The organism is Ancylobacter sp. SL191, assembly GCF_026625645.1.
In the GTDB taxonomy this organism is placed as follows: Bacteria; Pseudomonadota; Alphaproteobacteria; order Rhizobiales; family Xanthobacteraceae; genus Ancylobacter.
This window is the reverse complement of record NZ_CP113056.1, coordinates 3712260-3730636: the sequence shown is the minus strand read 5'-3', so window position 1 is coordinate 3730636 and position 18377 is coordinate 3712260. Positions and strand designations below refer to the sequence as shown.

Annotated in this window: 19 protein-coding genes; 8 read left to right on the top strand and 11 right to left on the bottom strand. The window is 66.1% G+C overall.

The genetic code is table 11. From position 1 onward, the window contains the following. The first annotated feature begins 324 nt into the window (after positions 1 to 324). The 5 genes from OU996_RS17025 (at position 325) to OU996_RS17005 (ending at position 5080) form a co-directional block, all read left to right on the top strand. Entirely contained in the window at positions 325 to 663 is a 339-nt protein-coding gene (locus OU996_RS17025) for a phasin family protein (RefSeq protein WP_324290757.1), read from the top strand. Between the two features lie 339 nt (positions 664 to 1002). Then, the gene (gene clpS, locus OU996_RS17020; RefSeq protein WP_420712773.1) at positions 1003 to 1335 is read left to right on the top strand and encodes an ATP-dependent Clp protease adapter ClpS; all 333 of its coding nucleotides are present in this window, start codon (positions 1003 to 1005) and stop codon (positions 1333 to 1335) included. Positions 1336 to 1366: 31 nt separating this feature from the next. Next, positions 1367 to 3823: an ATP-dependent Clp protease ATP-binding subunit ClpA gene (gene clpA / locus OU996_RS17015; RefSeq protein WP_267582792.1), complete on the top strand. Its 2457-nt coding sequence runs from the start codon at positions 1367 to 1369 to the stop codon at positions 3821 to 3823. A 163-nt stretch (positions 3824 to 3986) separates the two neighbouring features. Beyond that, on the top strand, positions 3987 to 4730 hold the full coding sequence (locus OU996_RS17010; protein ID WP_267582791.1) for an AzlC family ABC transporter permease: 744 nt from the start codon (positions 3987 to 3989) through the stop codon (positions 4728 to 4730). Then, positions 4727 to 5080: an AzlD domain-containing protein gene (locus OU996_RS17005; protein WP_267582790.1), complete on the top strand. Its 354-nt coding sequence runs from the start codon at positions 4727 to 4729 to the stop codon at positions 5078 to 5080. The genes OU996_RS17010 and OU996_RS17005 overlap by 4 nt, the downstream gene beginning before the upstream one ends. Before the next feature lie 12 nt (positions 5081 to 5092). On the opposite strand, the gene OU996_RS17000 is transcribed toward OU996_RS17005, so the two are convergent. From OU996_RS17000 to OU996_RS16985, 4 genes are all read right to left on the bottom strand, one after another. Beyond that, entirely contained in the window at positions 5093 to 5515 is a 423-nt protein-coding gene (locus OU996_RS17000) for an HIT family protein (protein WP_267582789.1), read from the bottom strand. A gap of 49 nt (positions 5516 to 5564) precedes the next feature. After that, positions 5565 to 6863 (bottom strand): GNAT family N-acetyltransferase, encoded by a 1299-nt coding sequence (locus OU996_RS16995; RefSeq protein ID WP_267582788.1) that lies wholly within the window; start codon positions 6861 to 6863, stop codon positions 5565 to 5567. 135 nt (positions 6864 to 6998) lie between these two features. Further along, positions 6999 to 7763: a glycerophosphodiester phosphodiesterase family protein gene (locus OU996_RS16990; protein ID WP_267582787.1), complete on the bottom strand. Its 765-nt coding sequence runs from the start codon at positions 7761 to 7763 to the stop codon at positions 6999 to 7001. Between the two features lie 3 nt (positions 7764 to 7766). Beyond that, positions 7767 to 8228, bottom strand: coding sequence for a RidA family protein (locus OU996_RS16985; protein ID WP_267582786.1), 462 nt, complete (start codon positions 8226 to 8228; stop codon positions 7767 to 7769). A 147-nt stretch (positions 8229 to 8375) separates the two neighbouring features. Between OU996_RS16985 and OU996_RS16980 the strand changes: the two genes are divergently transcribed. Next, positions 8376 to 9203, top strand: a complete 828-nt coding sequence (locus OU996_RS16980; RefSeq protein WP_267582785.1) for a cell envelope integrity EipB family protein — start codon at positions 8376 to 8378, stop codon at positions 9201 to 9203. On the opposite strand, the gene OU996_RS16975 is transcribed toward OU996_RS16980, so the two are convergent. Together OU996_RS16975 and OU996_RS16970 are read right to left on the bottom strand one after the other, a co-directional pair. Further along, entirely contained in the window at positions 9160 to 10527 is a 1368-nt protein-coding gene (locus tag OU996_RS16975; RefSeq protein ID WP_267582784.1) for a DNA polymerase IV, read from the bottom strand. The genes OU996_RS16980 and OU996_RS16975 overlap by 44 nt on opposite strands. A 12-nt stretch (positions 10528 to 10539) precedes the next feature. Beyond that, on the bottom strand, positions 10540 to 10842 hold the full coding sequence (locus OU996_RS16970; RefSeq protein WP_267582783.1) for a DUF3572 domain-containing protein: 303 nt from the start codon (positions 10840 to 10842) through the stop codon (positions 10540 to 10542). A gap of 120 nt (positions 10843 to 10962) precedes the next feature. On the opposite strand from OU996_RS16970, the gene OU996_RS16965 reads away from it, so the two are divergent. Continuing rightward, positions 10963 to 11334: a response regulator gene (locus OU996_RS16965; protein WP_267582782.1), complete on the top strand. Its 372-nt coding sequence runs from the start codon at positions 10963 to 10965 to the stop codon at positions 11332 to 11334. A gap of 276 nt (positions 11335 to 11610) precedes the next feature. Here the strand turns inward: OU996_RS16965 and rpmG are convergent, their stop codons facing one another. The 5 genes from rpmG to rnr all read right to left on the bottom strand — a co-directional run bounded on the left by rpmG (position 11611) and on the right by rnr (position 16717). Continuing rightward, positions 11611 to 11778, bottom strand: coding sequence for a 50S ribosomal protein L33 (rpmG, locus tag OU996_RS16960; RefSeq protein WP_267582781.1), 168 nt, complete (start codon positions 11776 to 11778; stop codon positions 11611 to 11613). Between the two features lie 120 nt (positions 11779 to 11898). Continuing rightward, positions 11899 to 13053, bottom strand: a complete 1155-nt coding sequence (locus tag OU996_RS16955; RefSeq protein WP_267582780.1) for an MFS transporter — start codon at positions 13051 to 13053, stop codon at positions 11899 to 11901. Between the two features lie 128 nt (positions 13054 to 13181). After that, the gene (locus OU996_RS16950) at positions 13182 to 13922 is read right to left on the bottom strand and encodes an NUDIX hydrolase (RefSeq protein WP_267582779.1); all 741 of its coding nucleotides are present in this window, start codon (positions 13920 to 13922) and stop codon (positions 13182 to 13184) included. An 8-nt stretch (positions 13923 to 13930) separates the two neighbouring features. Further along, a complete protein-coding gene (locus OU996_RS16945; protein ID WP_420712772.1) occupies positions 13931 to 14374 on the bottom strand; it encodes a DUF983 domain-containing protein in 444 nt (147 codons plus the stop codon). A 21-nt stretch (positions 14375 to 14395) separates the two neighbouring features. Next, positions 14396 to 16717, bottom strand: a complete 2322-nt coding sequence (gene rnr / locus OU996_RS16940; RefSeq protein ID WP_267582777.1) for a ribonuclease R — start codon at positions 16715 to 16717, stop codon at positions 14396 to 14398. A 179-nt stretch (positions 16718 to 16896) separates the two neighbouring features. Here rnr and OU996_RS16935 point away from each other — a divergent pair, with 179 nt between their 5' ends. After that, the gene (locus tag OU996_RS16935; RefSeq protein WP_267582776.1) at positions 16897 to 18375 is read left to right on the top strand and encodes an MDR family MFS transporter; all 1479 of its coding nucleotides are present in this window, start codon (positions 16897 to 16899) and stop codon (positions 18373 to 18375) included. Positions 18376 to 18377 lie beyond the last annotated feature (2 nt).

Here is an 18377-nt window from a genome sequence, read left to right as displayed (position 1 = left end):
GCGCCGGTACACTACGATCGGCAGGCCTTCGGCAAAGCCGCACGCATCCGGCGCACTAGCCCTGAACTGAAGGAACGTTGCCGAGCGATCACTTCGCAAACCTTAAGAAGAGTGCGGTTACGAAGTCGTAAATTCCGTGCCCATCATCCCTCCCGATGTGGCGATAAAATGGGCCGGTACCCTTGTGTGGGCCTGTCATGTTGCGGCGCACAAAAATCCCTTGACGGTCATGTTGCGGCGCATTAGAACAATGGCAGGGAGACGCTTCCCAAGCGGCGCGAGTGGGCAGAACCCGGCACGCGTGAAACAACACAGGAGCAGGCGATCATGCAGAACATCGACGACCTCCAGAAGCTGGGCAAAGACAACCTCGAACTGGCCATGAAGAGCTTCGGCACCGTGTCGAAGGGTGTTCAGGCCATCGCCGTCGAGATGGCCGACTATTCCAAGAAGTCCTTCGAGGAGAGCACCGCGACGGCTGAGAAGCTGTTCGGCGCCAAGACCCTCGACAAGGCGGTTGAGATCCAGTCGGACTATTTCAAGCACGCGTATGAGAGCTTCGTCTCTCAGGCGACCAAGATGGGCGAGCTGTACGCCGATCTCGCCAAGGAGAGCTACAAGCCCTACGAAGGCATCATCGCCAAGATCCCCGGCGCGAAGTGATCCTTCGCGATATGTGATCAACGCGGTTCAGGCGTTTCCGGCTCGCGGTAGCCGCGGAGCCCGATGCCGAACAGAGATTTTGAAAGGCCCGGCCGCAAGGTCGGGCCTTTCTCGTTGCTGGGTGATTTCGCGTGTGTGGCGATGGCGTGACACGACAAGGCTACCGCCGCGCAAGCTTGAACGGGTCCATTGTCACCGGATTGCGACAGAGAGACCCGGTCGGGGCTCTGGCGCGAGTGGGGGGCGCTACCTATTATGTCTGATGAAGCCCCGGCATGTTGCCGGTAAGGTCCAGCCTGAATGTCAGCATCTGATATCGAAACGCTGCCCCTGATCCTGATGGCCGACGACGAGCGTCGTCGGCGCGGCGATAGCCCGCCGGGGACGGCGGTGATTACCCGGACGAAGCCGCAGGTGAAGCGGCCAAGCCTCTACCGGGTGCTCCTGCTCAACGACGACTACACGCCAATGGAGTTCGTCGTGCACGTGCTGGAGCACTTCTTCACCAAGAACCGGGAGGAAGCCACCCAGATCATGCTGCACGTGCATCAGCATGGCGTGGGCGAGTGTGGCGTCTACACCTATGAAGTGGCCGAGACAAAGGTCACCCAGGTGATGGACTTCGCACGCAAGCATCAGCATCCTTTGCAGTGCGTCATGGAGAAGAAGTGACGCCCCGCGACGGCTAAACGAAGAGGTCCCGATGCCCACCTTCTCCCGCAGCCTCGAGCAGTCGCTTCATCGGGCCCTCGCGCTCGCCAATGAACGCCACCAAGAGTACGCCACCCTCGAGCACCTGCTGCTATCGCTGGTCGACGATCAGGATTCGGCGGCGGTCATGCGCGCCTGCAACGTCGATCTCGATAAGCTCCGCCGCAATCTCGTCGAGTACATCGACACCGAGCTCGACAATCTCGTGCAGGATGGCGGCGAGGACTCCAAGCCCACCGCCGGTTTTCAGCGCGTCATCCAGCGCGCGGTGATCCATGTCCAGTCATCCGGTCGCGAAGAGGTGACCGGTGCCAACGTTCTCGTGGCGATCTTCGCCGAGCGCGAGAGCCATGCGGCTTATTTCCTGCAAGAGCAGGACATGACCCGCTATGATGCGGTGAACTACATCAGTCACGGCATCGCCAAGCGCGCCGGCATGTCGGAAAGCCGTCCTGTCCGTGGCGCCGAGGAGGAGACGGAGACGAAGACCGGGGAGGACACCAAGAAGAAAGCCGATGCGCTCGACGCCTATTGCGTGAACCTCAACAAAAAGGCGCGCGAAGGCAAGATCGATCCGCTCATCGGTCGGGACAGCGAGATTCACCGCACCATCCAGGTGCTGTGCCGCCGCTCCAAGAACAACCCGCTCTTCGTGGGCGATCCCGGCGTGGGCAAGACCGCCATCGCCGAGGGCCTCGCGCGGCGCATCGTCAACGGCGAAGTGCCGGAGGTGCTGAGGAAGGCCACCGTCTTCTCGCTCGATATGGGCGCGCTGCTGGCCGGCACCCGCTACCGCGGCGATTTCGAGGAGCGCCTCAAGCAGGTGGTCAAGGAGATCGAGGCCTATCCCGACGCCATCATGTTCATCGACGAGATCCACACCGTCATCGGTGCCGGTGCGACGTCGGGCGGCGCGATGGATGCCTCCAACCTGCTCAAGCCCGCGCTCGCCGCCGGCACGCTGCGCTGCATCGGCTCGACGACCTACAAGGAGTACCGCCAGTACTTCGAGAAGGATCGCGCCCTTGTGCGTCGCTTCCAGAAGATCGACGTGCCGGAGCCGACGGTGCCGGATGCGATCGAGATCCTGAAGGGGCTCAAGCCTTATTTCGAGGACTATCATCGCCTGCGCTACACCAACGAGGCGATCAAGGCGGCGGTGGAACTCTCTGCCCGCTACATCCACGACCGCAAGCTCCCCGACAAGGCGATCGACATCATCGACGAGTCCGGCGCGGCGCAGATGCTGCTGCCCGAGGGGCGGCGCAAGAAGACCATCGGCGTGAAGGAGATCGAGGCAACGATCGCCACCATCGCCCGCATCCCGCCCAAGACTGTCTCGAAGAGCGACACGGAAGTGCTCGCCGGCCTCGAGACGACGCTGAAGCGTGTGGTGTACGGTCAGGACAAGGCGATCGAGGCTCTGGCGTCCGCCATCAAGCTGGCGCGGGCTGGCCTTCGCGAGCCGGAGAAACCGATCGGCTCCTACCTGTTCTCGGGTCCGACCGGCGTCGGCAAGACGGAAGTCGCCAAGCAGCTCGCGTCGAGCCTCGGCGTGGAACTCCTGCGCTTCGACATGTCGGAGTATATGGAGCGGCACACCATCTCGCGGCTGATCGGCGCGCCTCCCGGCTATGTCGGCTTCGACCAGGGTGGCCTGCTGACCGATGGCATCGACCAGCACCCGCATTGCGTGTTGCTGCTCGACGAGATCGAGAAGGCACATCCCGATCTGTTCAACATCCTGTTGCAGGTGATGGACCACGGGAAGCTGACGGACCACAACGGCAAGCAGGTCGATTTCCGCAACGTCATTCTGATCATGACGACGAATGCCGGCGCGGCGGACCTGTCCAAGTCGGCCTTCGGCTTCACCCGCTCCAAGCGGGAGGGGGACGATGTGGAGGCGATCAACCGGCTCTTCGCGCCGGAGTTCCGCAACCGCCTCGACGCCATCATCACCTTCGCGCATCTGACCAATGAGGTCATCGCGCTGGTGGTGGAGAAGTTCGTCCTGCAGCTCGAGGCGCAGCTCGCAGACCGCAATGTCACGATCGAGCTATCGGACGAGGCGACCGCGTGGCTGGTGGAGCGGGGCTATGACCAGCAGATGGGCGCGCGACCCATGGGTCGCGTGATCCAGGAGCACATCAAGAAGGCGCTGGCCGATGAGGTGCTGTTCGGCAAGCTGCGTTCCGGCGGTCATGTCCGCGTCGTGTTGAAGACCGACGACGATGGCGATTCCGCACTCACCTTCGAGTTCCCGGAGGGGCCGATCACGCCGAAGCCGGAGAAGATCGAACCGGTCAAGGCCAAGCGCGCCCCGCGCCGCAAGGCGCCCGCAAAGGCGGCGCCCAAGGCGGTGAAGGCCACCAAGCCGGCGGGTGAGGGCGGTCGTCCCCGTCCTGGCGGCTCCAAGGTGCCCAAGGTGCCGCTCGTGAAGGCCTGAGCCTCTCTGACTGAAAACAACCCCGCCGGTTCATGCCGGCGGGGTTTTTCGTTGTTGATCCTGTGGGCATGGCTGCCCTGCATCAGAGGCCGGGGCGCGCCGAAGGAGGCGCTTGACCCCACCGGGTGAAGGGTCGATGAACGGGCGTCCTGTTGAGCCCCCGATGTCTCCCGTGCCCGAGCTTGCGCCACCTGCCCAGCTTTCCGCCACCCGCTGGTTTCTGCGCGGCATGGTTGGTTCGCTTGCCGTGCCCGGCTTCGTGCTGGTGGCGACCTTTGTTGGCTTTGGCGGCTTGCTGCACGATGTCGGCTTCCCGATTGGCGCGGGACTGCTCTCCACCCTGTTCATCTGGGCACTGCCGGCCCAGGTGATTCTTGTCGGCGGCATCGGCGCGGGTGCCTCCCTGCCGGCGGTCGCGGTGGCCGTGTGTCTTTCGGGCGTGCGCCTCTTGCCGATGGTCGTCTCGGTGATGCCGCTGATGCGCGGGCCGAAGCCCCGGCTGTGGCGTGAACTGGTCTGCGCCCATTTCATCGCCATGACCATGTGGGTGGAGGCCCTGCGCCTCCTGCCGCATGTGCCCAAGGTCGGGCAGCCCACCTATGCGATGGGCCTCGGCACCGGCATGACGCTGATGAGCATGGCCGGCACAGCCTTCGGCTTCTATCTGACGGATGTGCTCCCGGGCCCGTTCGCTGTCGCTCTGCTGCTGCTCACGCCGATCTCCTTCACCATCCTCTTGGTGCGCAACGCCAAGGCGCCCGTGGACTGGCTGGCGATCGGTCTGGGCGCCGCCATTTCGCCGCTGGCGGTAAATTCGCCCGGAGGCCTCGACCTGTTCTGGGCAGGCGTTGGCGGTGGCACGCTCGCCTTCTTTATCGCCCGCTACGGCTTCCGGAAGGCGGCATGAGCTTCATCCAGACAGAACTCGGTGCGGCGCTCGTCGTGCTCATCGTCGGCTTTCTGCCGAACGAAGTCTGGCGCGTGCTTGGCGTGCTGTTCGGTCGCCGGATCGATGAGGACGGGCTGTGGATGCAATGGGTGCGTGCGGTGGCGACGGCGCTACTCGCCGCCGTCGTCGCGCGCCTGCTGCTCGTGCCGAACGGCGCGCTGGTCGCGCTGCCCTTCTGGCTGCGGGCCGGCTCCGTGGTGATGGGGCTCGGCGGATTCCTCGCCTTTCGCCGCTCGGTTCTCGCCGGTGTCCTCGCCGCCGAGGCGCTGCTGGTTGCCGGGGCCTGGTGGCTCGGGGTCGGCGGCTGACACCCGCCATCTCTAGCCGGCGAGGGCGGCGGCCAGCTTCGCGGCGTTCTCGGTCAGGATCTCCGGCGCTTCCATCTTGGATTGCGGCGGCAGCAGCTCGATACCCTCGAAGCGCGGAATCACATGCACATGCAGGTGGAACACCACCTGCCCGCCGGCAGTCTCGTTGAACTGCTGCACGGTGATTCCATCCGCGCCGAAGGCGCCCATCTGCGCCAGCGCCACCTTCTTGGCGACCTGGATGACATGGGCGAGATCGTCTGGGGCGATGTCGAGAATGTTGCGCGCGGGTGCCTTGGGGATGACCAGCGTGTGGCCGGTCGAGCGCGGCATGATGTCGAGAAAGGCGAAGGCCTTCTCGTCCTCATAGACGCAGTGCGCCGGCAACTCGCCGCGCAGGATCTTGGCGAAGATGTTGTTGGGATCGTAGGCCATGACGTCCTCCCCCTGTTGCGGCTCCTGATCGCAAGCCGTGCCGCTTGGGTCAAGGCTCCTCCTCGGGTGGCGCGCCGGCGAGGTCATGGCGGAACGGGCCGGCATCGGCGAGTTCCGTCCCGAGCTCGGCCATATAGCGGCGCTCGCTGGCGAGGTAATTGGCCACAGCGGCGCGCAGGCCGGGATCGGCGATGTAATGGGCCGAGCGCGTCGTCACCGGCAGATAGCCGCGTGCCAGCTTGTGCTCACCTTGCGCACCAGCCTCGACCGTTCCGAGCCCCCGCGAGATCGCGAACTCGATCGCCTGGTGGTAGCAGACCTCAAAATGCAGGAAGGGGTGATGCTCGATTGCGCCCCAGTGGCGACCATAGAGCGTGTCGGGTCCGATGAAATTGATCGCCCCGGCGATCCAGCGTCCCGCCCGCTTGGCCATGACCAGCAGGATCTGGTCGGCCATGCGCTCGCCGATCAGCCCATAGAAGGCGCGGGTGAGATAGGGTCGGCCCCATTTGCGGGCGCCGGTCTCCAGATAGAAGGCGAAAAAGGCGTCCCACACCTCCTCGGTGAGGTCCGCGCCGGTGAGCCAGTGAATGGTGACACCCGCCTCCAGCGCCTCGCGCCGCTCGCGCCGGATCGCCTTGCGCTTGCGGGAGGCGAGCTCGCCGAGAAAGGCCTCGTAGTCGGCATAGCCGCGATTGTGCCAGTGGAACTGCTGGTCGGTGCGCGGCAGAAAGTTCTGGTCTTCCAGCGCGGTGGCATCGGCCTCGGGAAGGAACGTCGCATGCACGGAGGAGACGCGGCGCATTTTCGCCAGCGTCACCAGCCCGCCAGCGAGCGCGGCACGAACCGCGTCGGCCGGCGCGTCGGGGCTCGCCATGAGGCGCGGGCCGGTCGCCGGGGTGAAGGGCACGGATACCTGGAGCTTGGGGTAATAGCGCCCGCCGGCGCGCTGATAGGCCTCGGCCCAGCCATGGTCGAAGACATATTCGCCCTGCGAGTGCGACTTGAGATAGGCCGGGCACACCCCGACGACGCGGCCGTCCTCGTCCTCAAGCACGAGATGCTGCGGCAGCCAGCCGGTCTCGGCACAAGCGGAGCCTGATTCTGCCAGCGCGCTCAGAAAGGCGTGCGAGACGAAGGGGTTGATGAGTGGCTTCGCAAGTGACGCGGCAGCGACTTCAACGCTTGATTCAGCGTGTTGAAGTTTTTCATAGTCTTTTGATACCAATGACTTATATGTATTATCTAAAGCATTAGGCGAGCTGTTGGCGGTGCAGCGATTCCAGGAATCAGCGGGAATCGCAGCGATGTCGCTCTCGACCCGGAGGGTGAACGTGCTGTCAGGCATGGGGGTGGGATGGCTCGTTCGGCATGAGGCTCCGCTAGTCTGCGCGCCTTTGCGGGCGAACGGAAGCGAGCTCACGACCTTGCGAAGTGCCGTTACGGTATCCTTGAGCGGCAGGGACGGCGCGGCCCGCCGCTCTCAGGGGCGGAAGCCCTCGAAGATCATCTGATCGGCATACTGCGCCGCCGTCGCGCGATCCTGCGCCGAGCGGACGGTCCAGGTTAGCACCGCGATGCCATGGGTGCGTTGCGCCCAGGTGACCGCCTCCGACGGCAGCTCCTTGACGTAATGGGCGAGGAAATGGGGCTGCATCTCCGCAAAGGGCGCGAGCGCGCCCCAGGCGCTCTTGGTCTCCGGCGTGAGAAAGTCCCACTCCGGGTCGTCATAGCGGCGCTCCATGGTGAAGCCGCGCGGGATATGCGGCGCCAGCCGGCACACGCTGGCCACCAGACCGGGATCGAAGGACATCAGCGCCGCCGGACCTTCATAGCCCGCCAGCACCTCGATGGCCCGACGCGCTACCGCGTCATTACCGTCGAAATGGCTCTTGAGCTCAATGACCAGCGGCGTGCGGCCGGCGACGCGGGCGAGCAGGTCGGCCAGCGTCATGGTGCGGTCGGACGTGCCGCGCAGCTCTAGCGCCTCGAACTGCGCGGTGCTGAGCGTGTTGGCGGGGCCGGTACTGAGTGTCAGGCGCTCCAGCGTGTCGTCATGGAACACCATCGCCTCGCCATCGGCGGAGAGCTGGATGTCCACCTCGATGGCATAGTTGCCCGCCAGCGCCGCATCGACGGCCGAGGGCGTGTTCTCGATGATGCCAGCCGCCGCGTCATGCAGCGCGCGATGGGCGATCGGCCGGGCGGTGAGCCAGGCCGGCGCTGCGGACGGGACGGGGACCGGCATGGCTCAAGCGAACTCGATAACGGCGTCGATCTCGACACTGACATTGAACGGCAGGGCCGATACACCCACCGCCGAGCGCGCGTGGCGGCCGGCATCGCCGAACACTTCGACGAAAAGATCGGAGGCGCCGTTCACCACCTTGGGCTGATCGGTGAAGTCTGGGGTCGAGTTGACGAAGGCGACGAGCTTCACCACCCGCGTCACCCGGTCGAGTTCACCGAGCGCGGCCTTGATCTGCGCCATCAGGTTGATCGCGCACTGGCGCGCGGCGGCCCGGCCGGCGTCGAGATCGGCCTCGCCGGCGAGCTTGCCGCTCAGGAACACGCCGTCCTTCACCGATACCTGGCCGGAGATCCAGAGCTGGTTGCCGCTGATGACCGTGGGCACATAATTGGCCACCGGCGCGGCGGCGACGGGAAGGGTGATGCCGAGGGCCGCAAGCTTGGCCTCAACCTGACCGGACATGGCTGTCTCCGTGCTAAGGTGCGGCGAGACGCAGCGTGGTTTCCCACTTTTGCCCTTGTTCTCGCCTTGAGTTCGGGGTGCGATGTTTGTCTGATCGTTCTGCCGTGCGCAAGCGCATGCGCGGCGTGCCCGAGGAATCTTGTCTTTATGTCCGCTCCCGTTTTCCTTCGCGGCCTGACCGCCTCCGCCGTCCTCGTTTCGATGCTGTCCGCAGCGGCGCCCGCGTGGGCGGTGCAGCTCTCGCCCCATCGCGCGACCTATGCGCTTTCCCTCGACGGCAGCACGCCGGCGAAGCGCGTCAACGGAGCGCGTGGCGAGATCGTCTATGAGCTGCGCGGCAATGCCTGCGCCGGCTACTCGGTGCAGTTGCGCCAGAACACGGATCTTGAAACCGAAGGCGGGCGGCTCAATAGCTCGATCACGACCGCGACCTGGGAAGACGGTGATGGCAATGCCTTCCGCTTCCGCGTTGTGAACACGGTCAATGACGAGTCCCCCGAGGAAGCCGACGGCGTGGCGGAGCGGCGCGACGGGCAGCTGGTCGTCAAGGCGACCAAGCCTGAGGAGGGCACCATCCGCCTCGCCAAGGGCGTGCTGCTGCCCACCCAGCATGTGGTGAAGGTGCTCGACGCCGCCGGCCAGGGCGAGAGCCTCGTTGAGGCACCTGTCTATGATGGGTCGCCCGACGCCAAGAAGGTGTTCGATACGCTGACCGTCATCGGCAAGGGCTCGAATGATCCCAAGGGGCTGGAGGACGCGGCAACGAAGAGCGACCTCGCCGGCCGGATGCGCTATCCGGTGACCATCAGCTATTACGAGCGCGGCACGGACACGCAGACGCCCGACTACACGATCAGCTTCGACCTGTTCGAGAACGGCGTCAGTCGCGCGCTGAAGCTCGACTATGGCGATTTCGCCCTGCGCGGCACGCTCACTTCCTATGAGGCGCTGCCGCAGGAGAATTGCGCGAAGTAGCCGGCCCTGGCTCCGCCGGCTCTGGGGCGTTTCGGTGCGGCTGGGGCGCCGCCGTGCGAGGGGCCGCGTCGAGCGCGATGCCCCGGTCGATGATTCCCTTACCGAATTTGGCGCGTAGCTGATCGGTCGCCAATTCGGCCAGTCCCTTCTTCGTCGCCTGTACATCGATCAGATCGCCGGGGTCAGCGAGCGTAAGATCCGCCAGTTCCGAGACGCCCACGCCGATCAGCCGGAAGCGGCGCCCATCTGCCTCCCTCTCCAGCAATTCGCGGGCGTGGGCGAAGATGCGATGGGCGAGGCGTGTGGGGTCTTCCAGCGCGCGCGCGCGGGTGAGCAGCTTGAAGTCGGACGTCTTCAGCTTGAGCGTGACCGTTCGCCCGGACAGCTCGGCCGCCTTCAGCCGGTCCGAAAGCTTGCGCGACAGCGCGTAAAGCTCCGTTTCCAGCGCGCGAAAATCGCTGATGTCGCTGTCGAACGTCGTTTCGGTCGAAACGCTCTTGGTCTCCCGCTCGGGATTCACCCGCCGGTCGTCAATGCCGCGCGCGAGACGCCAGAGGCGCAGCCCCTCCGCCCCGAAGCGCCGCGCCAGCGCGGTCCCGTCCGCCGCCTGAAGGTCGCCGATCAGCCGGTAGCCCTCGCGCGCGAGGCGCTCCTGCGTGGCGGCGCCGACGCCCCAGATGGTGCCGACACTGCGCGGGGCGAGGAAAGCCGCCGCCTCCGCCGCTCCGATGACCGCGAAGCCGCGTGGCTTGTCGAGGTCGGAGGCGATCTTGGCCAGGAACTTGTTCGGCGCCAGACCGACCGAGATGGTGACCCCGATCTCGGCCTCGATGGCACGGGCAAAGCGGCCCAGCGTGCGCGCCGGGCTCGTCCCGTGCAGACGCTCGGTGCCGGACAGGTCGAGGAAGGCCTCGTCGATGGAGAGCGGCTCGACCAGCGGTGTGAGCCGCAGCATGCGCTCACGAATCTCCCGGCCGACGGCGACGTACTTGGCCATGTTCGGCTTCACGATCACGGCCTCAGGGCACAGCGCCCGCGCCTTGAACATCGGCATGGCCGAGCGCACGCCCTTCACCCGCGCGAGGTAGCAGGCGGTTGAGACGACACCACGCCGGCCGCCGCCGATGATGACGGGCACGTCGCGCAGGCTAGGGTTGTCCCGCTTCTCGACCGCCGCATAGAAGGCATCGCAGTCGATATGGGCGATGGTGAGACGGTCGAGTTCGGCATGGCGGACCACGCGCGGGCTGCCGCACTGCAGGCAGCGCGGCGCGCCCTGCGCGTCCCGCAGGCAGTCGCGGCAGAAGCCCGGCATGCCCGCCATGTCGGTCCTCGCTCAGTCCTCGGGGAGGTCGGCGTGGAACAGGATCTCGCGCGCCGCCACCACATGCCCGGGGTCGATCTTGGCGCCCTCGGCATAGGCGATCAGCAGATCCTGCCGGTTAATGAGGTAGTCCAGCAGCGCCACATGAAAGGCGGTGGAGCCGGCAATGCCGCGCAGATCCGCCGGGGAGAGTCCGCTCTCGGCCAGAAAGGGGCCGATCCGCTCCGGGTCGGCGGCGAGAAAGCCGAGCGCGCCGAGGCTCACTTCACGCGCGGCTTGCTGGTTGGATAAAGGCTTGGAATTGCGAAGCCGCATTTGGGGTTCCGTAAGGAATGGACGGGTAAGCTCAGATCAGAAGATGGGCCTTGCGCTTGCTGACTTTGGCCCGCGTACGGACCGTCGACGACGAAGTTCAGGACTCACGGACCGAGCCAGATGCCCAAGACCGTTCTGATCGTGGAAGATAATGAGCTGAATATGAAGCTCTTTAACGATCTTCTCGAAGCCCATGGCTATATCACGGTCGGCACCCGTCATGGCGCCGAAGCGCTGGTTCTTGCCCGCTCACATCGGCCGGATCTGATCCTGATGGATATTCAGCTCCCGGAGATGTCCGGCATTGACGTCACGCGGGCGCTGAAGGCAGATCCCGACCTCAAGGCCATCCCCGTGATCGCGGTGACCGCCTTCGCCATGAAGGGCGATGAGGAACGCATCCGCGAAGGCGGTTGCGAGGCCTATCTGTCGAAGCCGATTTCGGTCAGCAAGTTCCTTGAGACGGTGCGCCACTTTCTACCCGAGGCCTGATCGACGACGCGTTCCAATCGTCCGCGAAGGATCGATGTACCTGTTGCGTTCTCACGCTGATCGGATAGCCTTGCAACCCTGAACGCCATACCCTGCGGAGTGCTCGGGTCCGCCGCATCTCCTGGGTCCGTGGGGTCAGGCCGGCGGGCGGCGTCTTGGAAGGCCTCTCCGTTTCGCCACCGCCGGCCGTCTCCTCGACTGAACAGCGATCCGATCAACAAAAAAGGCGCCTTGCGGCGCCTTGTTCGTTTCAAGCGATGGCCCGAAGGCCATGTATCACTTGATCTTGCCTTCGCGGAACTCGACGTGCTTACGCACGACCGGGTCGTACTTCTTGACGACCAGCTTGTCGGTCATGGTGCGCGAGTTCTTCTTGGTGACGTAGAAGAAGCCGGTGTCGGCGCTCGACACGAGCTTGATCTTGATGGTCGTTGCCTTGGCCATTGACCGGGTCTCCTGGGGCGTGGCCTCGGCCACGTCTAAAAAATCGGGTTCGCGCGGCAGCGAAGCCGCTCGTTGGGCGTCCGTATCGCGGATCAGTCCCGGAATGTCAAGAAAGCTAGCTCAGCGGTCGCGCCAAATCTGACCGGCGACCACCACCGAGTAGAAGATGAGAAAGCCCGCAAGGCTCCACGCAAAGCCGTGTGGATCCACGGCCTGCATGCCCGCCCCGACCGCGGTCGGCCCGAAGGTCAGGCCGAGCGAGTAGAGCATCACGAAGGCGGCGTTGGCGGTGGCGAGCCGCGCCCCATCGAATCGCGCACCGAGCAGCGCGAGGCCGACCGTGTAGAGGCCGCACACGATTCCCGTCGTCAGGAAGACGGTCGCCCACATCGCCCAGCTATCAGCCGCGAGGGAGGGGATGAGCACGGCGCCACCGAATCCGAGGGTGCTGCAAACCAGCAGCAGCTTGCGCCGGTCGACCCGGTCGCTCAGCAGGCCGAGGGGGAGTTGCAGGAACACGTTGCCGAGCTCGGCGATGGTGAGCAGCAGCGCCGCCTGGCCGTCATCGAGCCCGCGCCGCAGACCGTAGAGCGGCAGGAAGTTGATGAGGCCGGTCTCGACCGCACCGAAGATGAAGGCCGCGAGTGTCGCCGCCGGGGCGATCAGCATCAGGCTGAACAGGCCGCCCGCGCTCTCCTTCTCCACCACCGGCGCGCTCGACGCCCCGATCAGCACCGGAATGGCGGCGAGCCCAAACATGGCGGCGCCGGCGAGATAAGGCGGCCAGCCGGTGGTGCCGACCAGCGTGAGGATGGCGGGCCCTCCGGCAAAGCCGCAGGAGAGCACGGTGCCGTAAATGCCGATGACCAGCCCGCGCTTGCCGGGCGGCGCCGCCGCGTTGATCCAGAACTCGCTGATGATGAACAGCACGGAGAGCGCCGCGCCGAACATGAAGCGTAGTGGAAACCACAGCAGGAACGAGCTGGTGACCTTGAAGCCGAGGAGCGAGATGGCGGCGACGAGGATCGCCCCCATAAGCAGTGGCCCGGCGCCGAGGCGTCCGACCAGCTTGGTGATGACCGGTGCGATCGCCAGTGTGGCCAGCCCGCCTACCGCCGTGTTCATGCCGATCCAGGCGCTGGAGATGCCGCGCGAATCCAGTTCAAGCGCGAGCAGCGGGATCGACAGAGCAAGGCCGAAGCCGACCGCGGAAATGGCACCAATGGCGGCGGCGATGGAGGCGATATTGACCGCGGGGGCGGCGGGGGCATGCATGGACGGCACCTGAGCTGCGAGGCAAACGCCTCCGCCGAGGGCTCTACCCCATGGCTCACGAAAGTCGAATGACTTTTGGCGATGTGCTCATGCAGGCCGATTGTGAGTCGCGGAAGGCGCTCAGGCGCTCAGGCGATCGTGTCGCGGTACATCCGCCCGCCACGGGCGAAGTAATAGGGAACGGGAAGCCAGGGCTTGTTGCCGGAGCCGAGCCGGGCCTCGATCTCCTCAATGATGGCGCGGGTGATCTGCGGCACCTCCGCCTTCTTCGCCTGGGCGATGGTCAGCCAGGCCGTCTCCACCAGCTCGCAGGCGTCCCCGACCACGCCCTCCAGGCGGTGCGCGATATTGCTGGCATCCGCCATGAAGAAGCGGGTGTCGAAGCGGCGGGGCAGGCCGGGCGGGGTCACGGCGCGCGCGACGAAGGTCAGTTCCTCAAGGTTCGGGTAAATCGCGGCCTCGGTGAAGGCCTCCCATCCCGCCGGTGCCCTCTCTGGCGCCCCGGCCTCATCTATGCCGAGGAGCAGTCCGGTTTCCTCACACAGCTCGCGGATGGCGCAAAGTGCCAGCGCCCGCGCCCGGCCCGGACTCGGCCGCGTCACCCGCTCCATCAGGCGGCGCTCGCTCACTTCGTCGAGCATGCCGAAGACCGACATCTGGCGGTCCTGCGGGTCGAGCCGCCCGCCGGGAAACACGAACTTGCCGGGCATGAAGCGCAAGGATGGGTTTCGCCGACCGAGCAGCAGGCGGGGCGTGCGGGCGGAACGGTCGACCAGGATCAGTGCCGCGGCGTCCACGGGACGAATGGCGGCATGCGGCGGGGTGGGGCGCTTCAGCTCGAAGCGCTCGGAAACATCGTGGAGGCTCATGGTCGGGCTCAGGGCTTCAGCAGGACGGCGCCGGAGCGCTGGCTGGGCGGCACGGGATCATACTCGCTGTCGCCGCGATCAAAGCCATGCATGCGGATCGCCCATTGATAGCCGATCAGCGCGCCCTTTACCGGCGGCAGCAGCACAAGCGACAGGATGAGCGTCATCGGCAGCCAGATGATGAGATGGATCCACAGATCCGGGTGCAGCGCCATCTCCACCGCCAGCAGCAGCGGCACGACGATGTGGCCGACAATGGTGATGACCATGTAGGGCGGGGCGTCGTCGGCGCGGTGGTGCCACAGCTCCTCGCCGCAGCTCGGGCAGTGCTCGTTGACCTTCAGATAGGAGGCAAACAGCTTGCCCTCGCCGCAGGCCGGGCAACGCATCCGCAAACCGTTCGCAATTCCGGTGCCGACGGAGCGCGGAGGGGTGGGATGCGAGGACGTCATCGTCATGGTGGCACTCCGGCGCTAGCGGCGCTTGCCGCCGCGCGGCGGGCGGGCAGGGCGTTCATCGGGCCGGCGGAAGCGACCGCGCGGCCCGCGCGGGCCGCGTGCCGCACCGCTGACGCGACTGCCTTCAGATAGGAGCTCGAATCGCAGCGCGCCAGCCACCGGCGCCGCCTCGACCAGCTTCACTTCGACGCGGTCGCCGAGCCGGTGCATCTCGCCGGTCTGGTCGCCGATCAGCGCGTGGCGAGCCTCGTCATAGCGGTAATAGTCATGGCCGAGCGTGACGGCTGGGATGAAGCCATCCGCCCCTGTGTCGTCCAGGGCGACGAACAGACCGGCCTTGGTGACGCCGGAGATGCGCCCCTTGAAGGTCGCGCCGATCTGCTCGGCCATGTGATGAGCGATCAACCGATCAATAGTCTCGCGCTCCGCCGCCATGGCCCGCCGCTCGCTGGCGGAGATACGGGCGGCGATTTCCGCCAGCTCCTCCGGCGTCGTGCTCTCCGGCAGTCCGTCGCGGCCGAAGCCGAGGGCGCGGATCAGCCCGCGATGGACGATCAGGTCGGCATAACGGCGGATCGGCGAGGTGAAATGGGCGTAGCGGCGCAGATGCAGGCCGAAATGCCCGTAATTCTCCTGCGCATATTCCGCCTGAGCCTGGCTGCGCAGGATCACCTGATTGACCAGCGGGGCATATTCCGTGTCGGTGAACCGCGCCAGGATCTCGTTGAACTGAGCCGGCCGGACCGTCTCGCTCTTCGGCATCTTGATGTCGAGCGTCTGCAGGAACTCGCGCAGGCTCGACATCTTCTCCAGCGAAGGCTGGTCATGGACGCGGTAGATGAGCGGAATGCGCTTCTCTTCCAGCGTCTCGGCCGCCGCGACATTGGCGAGGATCATGAACTCCTCGATCAGCTTATGGGCATCGAGCCGCTCGGGGACGATCACGCGGTCCACCGTGCCGTCCGGCTTCAGCAGGATCTTGCGCTCGGGCAGATCGAGGTCGAGCGGGGAGCGGGCATCGCGCGCCTTCTTCACCAGCGCATAGCCGTCCCAGAGCAGGCGCAGCACGCCGTCGAGTAGCGGTTGCGTCACCTCATCCGGCCGGCCGTCAATCGCCGCCTGCGCCTGCGCATAGGCGAGCTTGGCGGCTGAGCGCATCATGATGCGGTGGAAGCTGTGCGACTTCTTGCGGCCATTCGGCCCGATGACCATTCGCACGGCGAGGGCGGGGCGGTCCTCCAGCGGGCGCAGCGAGCACAGGTCGTTCGAGATCCGCTCCGGCAGCATCGGCACCACGCGGTCCGGGAAATAGACCGAGTTGCCACGCACCAGCGCCTCGCGGTCTAGCGCCGAGCCCGGCTGCACATAGGCGGCGACATCGGCGATGGCGACCGTGAGGATGAAGCCGCCGGCATTCGCCGGATCGGTGTCCGGCGTCGCATGAACAGCGTCGTCGTGGTCCTTGGCGTCCGGCGGGTCGATGGTGAGCAAGGGCAGGTCGCGCCAGTCCTCGCGCCCGGCGAGGCTCGCGGGCCGCGCCGCCTCAGCCTCAGTCAAGGTGTTGCGACGGAACACGCTGGGAATGCCATGGGCGTGGATGGCGATGAGGCTGATCGCCTTCTCCGTGGCGATCGAGCCGAGCCGCTCTTTCACCTTTGCCGTGGGCAGTCCATAGGCGTGGTGGCGGACGATCTCGACCGAGACCAGATCGCCTTCCTCGGCGCCATTGGCGAAATCCGGCGGGATGGCGAGTTCCCGGCCCATATTGCGCTTGTCGATGGGGATCAGCCGGCCGCTGCCCTGCGCATCCCGGCGGTAGAGGCCGAGCACCAGCGTGCGAGACTTCTCCAGCACTTTGAGCACATGGCCGCTATGGCGGACGCTGCCATCCGCCTCGGGAATCTCCTCGGTCTTCAGCAGCACCCGGTCGCCGACCGTCGGCGCGGGACCGGCAAGTCGCCCGCGCCGGGCGAGCTGCACCAGAATGCGCGGCGCCTCTCCCTGTTCCTCGGTGTCCCAATCGATGGGAACAGCGATCAGCTCGCCATCCTCGTCGCGCTCGATCACCTCGGACATGACGACGGCGGGAAGCGCGCCCGGCAGATGGAGCTTGCCGCGTTTGCGCCCGATCAGCCCTTCATCGGCCAGTTCGCGCAGCATCGCCTTGAGCACGATCCGGTCGCCGCCATCGAGGCCGAAGGTCCGGGAAATCTCCCGCTTGCCAACATCACCACCATGGGTCGCGATGAAGGCGATAAGTTCCTCGCGCGTCGGCAAGCCCTTCGGCTGGCGCGGTGCCGGGGCTTTGCGGGGCTTCGGTCGAGAGGGCTTTCGCACGATTCACAGGTTCCTGGCTGGTGCCCGACGCTAGCGGCATCATGTCCGCGCGTCGACATACGATCCGGGCTGGGCGGAGTTCGTTCGTCTTTTCGTTCGTCGGGCCTCTTGCCTTTACTGTCTCGCGCGACAATTGTCCCGCGGCCCGGGGGCAGGGCACGCATTTTGAGAGACGTGACATGGATGCCCGTTCGCCAGACGCTCAAGCGGCCCCGCTGGACCATGCCGATATCAGGACCATCATCATCGGCGTCATGCTGGCGATGTTCCTCAGCGCGCTGGATCAGACCATCATCGCAACGGCGCTGCCGACCATGGGAGCGCATTTCGGCGATCTGGAGAATCTTTCCTGGATCGTGACTGCTTATCTGCTCACCGGGACGGCGGTGACGCCGCTGGTCGGCAAGCTCGCGGATATCCATGGCCCGCGTCCTGTCCTGCGCATCGCCATCGCGCTGTTTCTCATCGGCTCGGTCGCCTGCGCCCTCGCGCCCAGCATGCTCTGGCTGATCGCGGCGCGGGCGGTGCAGGGGCTCGGCGGTGGCGGGCTCATCGCGCTGGCGCAGACCATAGTCGGGCTGATGATCGCGCCGCGCGAGCGCGGCCGCTATCAGGGCTATTTCGCCGCCGTGTTCATCACCTCGAGCATCGCCGGGCCGGTCCTCGGCGGCTTTTTCGCTGAACATCTGCACTGGTCGCTGATCTTCTGGATCAACCTGCCGATCGGTCTCGTCGCTGCGGCCATGAGCGACCGGGCGCTGCGCCGGCTGCCGGCCCATCACCATCCCCACCGGCTGGATCTTCTCGGCGCGCTGCTGATGTGCGTTGCTACCGTGGCCCTGCTGCTGGCGCTCAGCTGGGGCGGCGCGCGCTATCCCTGGCTGTCGCTCCCGATACTCGGGCTCATGGCCGCCTCGGTCGTGCTCTGGCTCGCCTTCTTCGCGCGGGTCGCCACCGCGAGCGAGCCGCTTCTGCCGGTGAGCATCATGGGCAACAAGGTCGTGCGCGCGGGCGTACCTGCCGCCGCCTTCGCCATGGGCACGCTGGTCGGCCTGTCGATCGTGCTGCCGCTCTATCTCGAAGGCGTGCTGCGCCTCACCGCGAGCGAATCCGGTGTCGCGCTCATTCCGCTGATGTCCGGCGTGGTGGTGGGCGCGACCGGGGCCGGGCGGATGATGGGTCGGGTGCGGCACTATAAGCGCATTTCGCTGCTCGGGCTGGTAGCGGCGATCCTCTCTTTGGCGCTGCTGGCGCTGGAGCCTCGGGGCCTGCCCATCTGGCTGTTCGCCGCCTGTCTCGCCCTGACCGGGATCGGGCTCGGCACCGTGCTCCCTGTCTCGACGGTTGCGGTGCAGAACGCTGTGCCCATGCCGCAGATCGGCGTGGTGACCGGGATGGTGAACTTCTTCCGCTCGCTTGGCGGTGCCGTGCTTACGGCCGGCTTCGGCGCCATCGTGGTCGGCGCCTCCGGCGTGGAAGGTGGACGCCTCATGGAGCAGATGCTGGTTGCCGGCACGGACCCCGTTCCGCTGGCGCATGCTTTCCGCTGGGTGTTTGTCGCCGGGGCGGGCGCACTCATCCTGTCGCTCATCGCCATGCTGGCGATGGAGGAGCGGCCGCTGCGCTCCGGCGAGGGACCGGGCCCGTTGCCGGAGTAGGA

Coding starts and splice junctions, on each gene's coding strand:
- clpS (WP_420712773.1), top strand. CDS start 1,003: ATGGCCGACGACGAGCGTCGTCGGCGCGGCGATAGCCCGCCGGGGACG.
- clpA (WP_267582792.1), top strand. CDS start 1,367: ATGCCCACCTTCTCCCGCAGCCTCGAGCAGTCGCTTCATCGGGCCCTC.
- OU996_RS17010 (WP_267582791.1), top strand. CDS start 3,987: ATGTCTCCCGTGCCCGAGCTTGCGCCACCTGCCCAGCTTTCCGCCACC.
- OU996_RS17005 (WP_267582790.1), top strand. CDS start 4,727: ATGAGCTTCATCCAGACAGAACTCGGTGCGGCGCTCGTCGTGCTCATC.
- OU996_RS17000 (WP_267582789.1), bottom strand. CDS start 5,515: ATGGCCTACGATCCCAACAACATCTTCGCCAAGATCCTGCGCGGCGAG.
- OU996_RS16995 (WP_267582788.1), bottom strand. CDS start 6,863: ATGCCTGACAGCACGTTCACCCTCCGGGTCGAGAGCGACATCGCTGCG.
- OU996_RS16990 (WP_267582787.1), bottom strand. CDS start 7,763: ATGCCGGTCCCCGTCCCGTCCGCAGCGCCGGCCTGGCTCACCGCCCGG.
- OU996_RS16985 (WP_267582786.1), bottom strand. CDS start 8,228: ATGTCCGGTCAGGTTGAGGCCAAGCTTGCGGCCCTCGGCATCACCCTT.
- OU996_RS16980 (WP_267582785.1), top strand. CDS start 8,376: ATGTCCGCTCCCGTTTTCCTTCGCGGCCTGACCGCCTCCGCCGTCCTC.
- OU996_RS16975 (WP_267582784.1), bottom strand. CDS start 10,527: ATGGCGGGCATGCCGGGCTTCTGCCGCGACTGCCTGCGGGACGCGCAG.
- OU996_RS16970 (WP_267582783.1), bottom strand. CDS start 10,842: ATGCGGCTTCGCAATTCCAAGCCTTTATCCAACCAGCAAGCCGCGCGT.
- OU996_RS16965 (WP_267582782.1), top strand. CDS start 10,963: ATGCCCAAGACCGTTCTGATCGTGGAAGATAATGAGCTGAATATGAAG.
- rpmG (WP_267582781.1), bottom strand. CDS start 11,778: ATGGCCAAGGCAACGACCATCAAGATCAAGCTCGTGTCGAGCGCCGAC.
- OU996_RS16955 (WP_267582780.1), bottom strand. CDS start 13,053: ATGCATGCCCCCGCCGCCCCCGCGGTCAATATCGCCTCCATCGCCGCC.
- OU996_RS16950 (WP_267582779.1), bottom strand. CDS start 13,922: ATGAGCCTCCACGATGTTTCCGAGCGCTTCGAGCTGAAGCGCCCCACC.
- OU996_RS16945 (WP_420712772.1), bottom strand. CDS start 14,374: ATGACGTCCTCGCATCCCACCCCTCCGCGCTCCGTCGGCACCGGAATT.
- OU996_RS16935 (WP_267582776.1), top strand. CDS start 16,897: ATGGATGCCCGTTCGCCAGACGCTCAAGCGGCCCCGCTGGACCATGCC.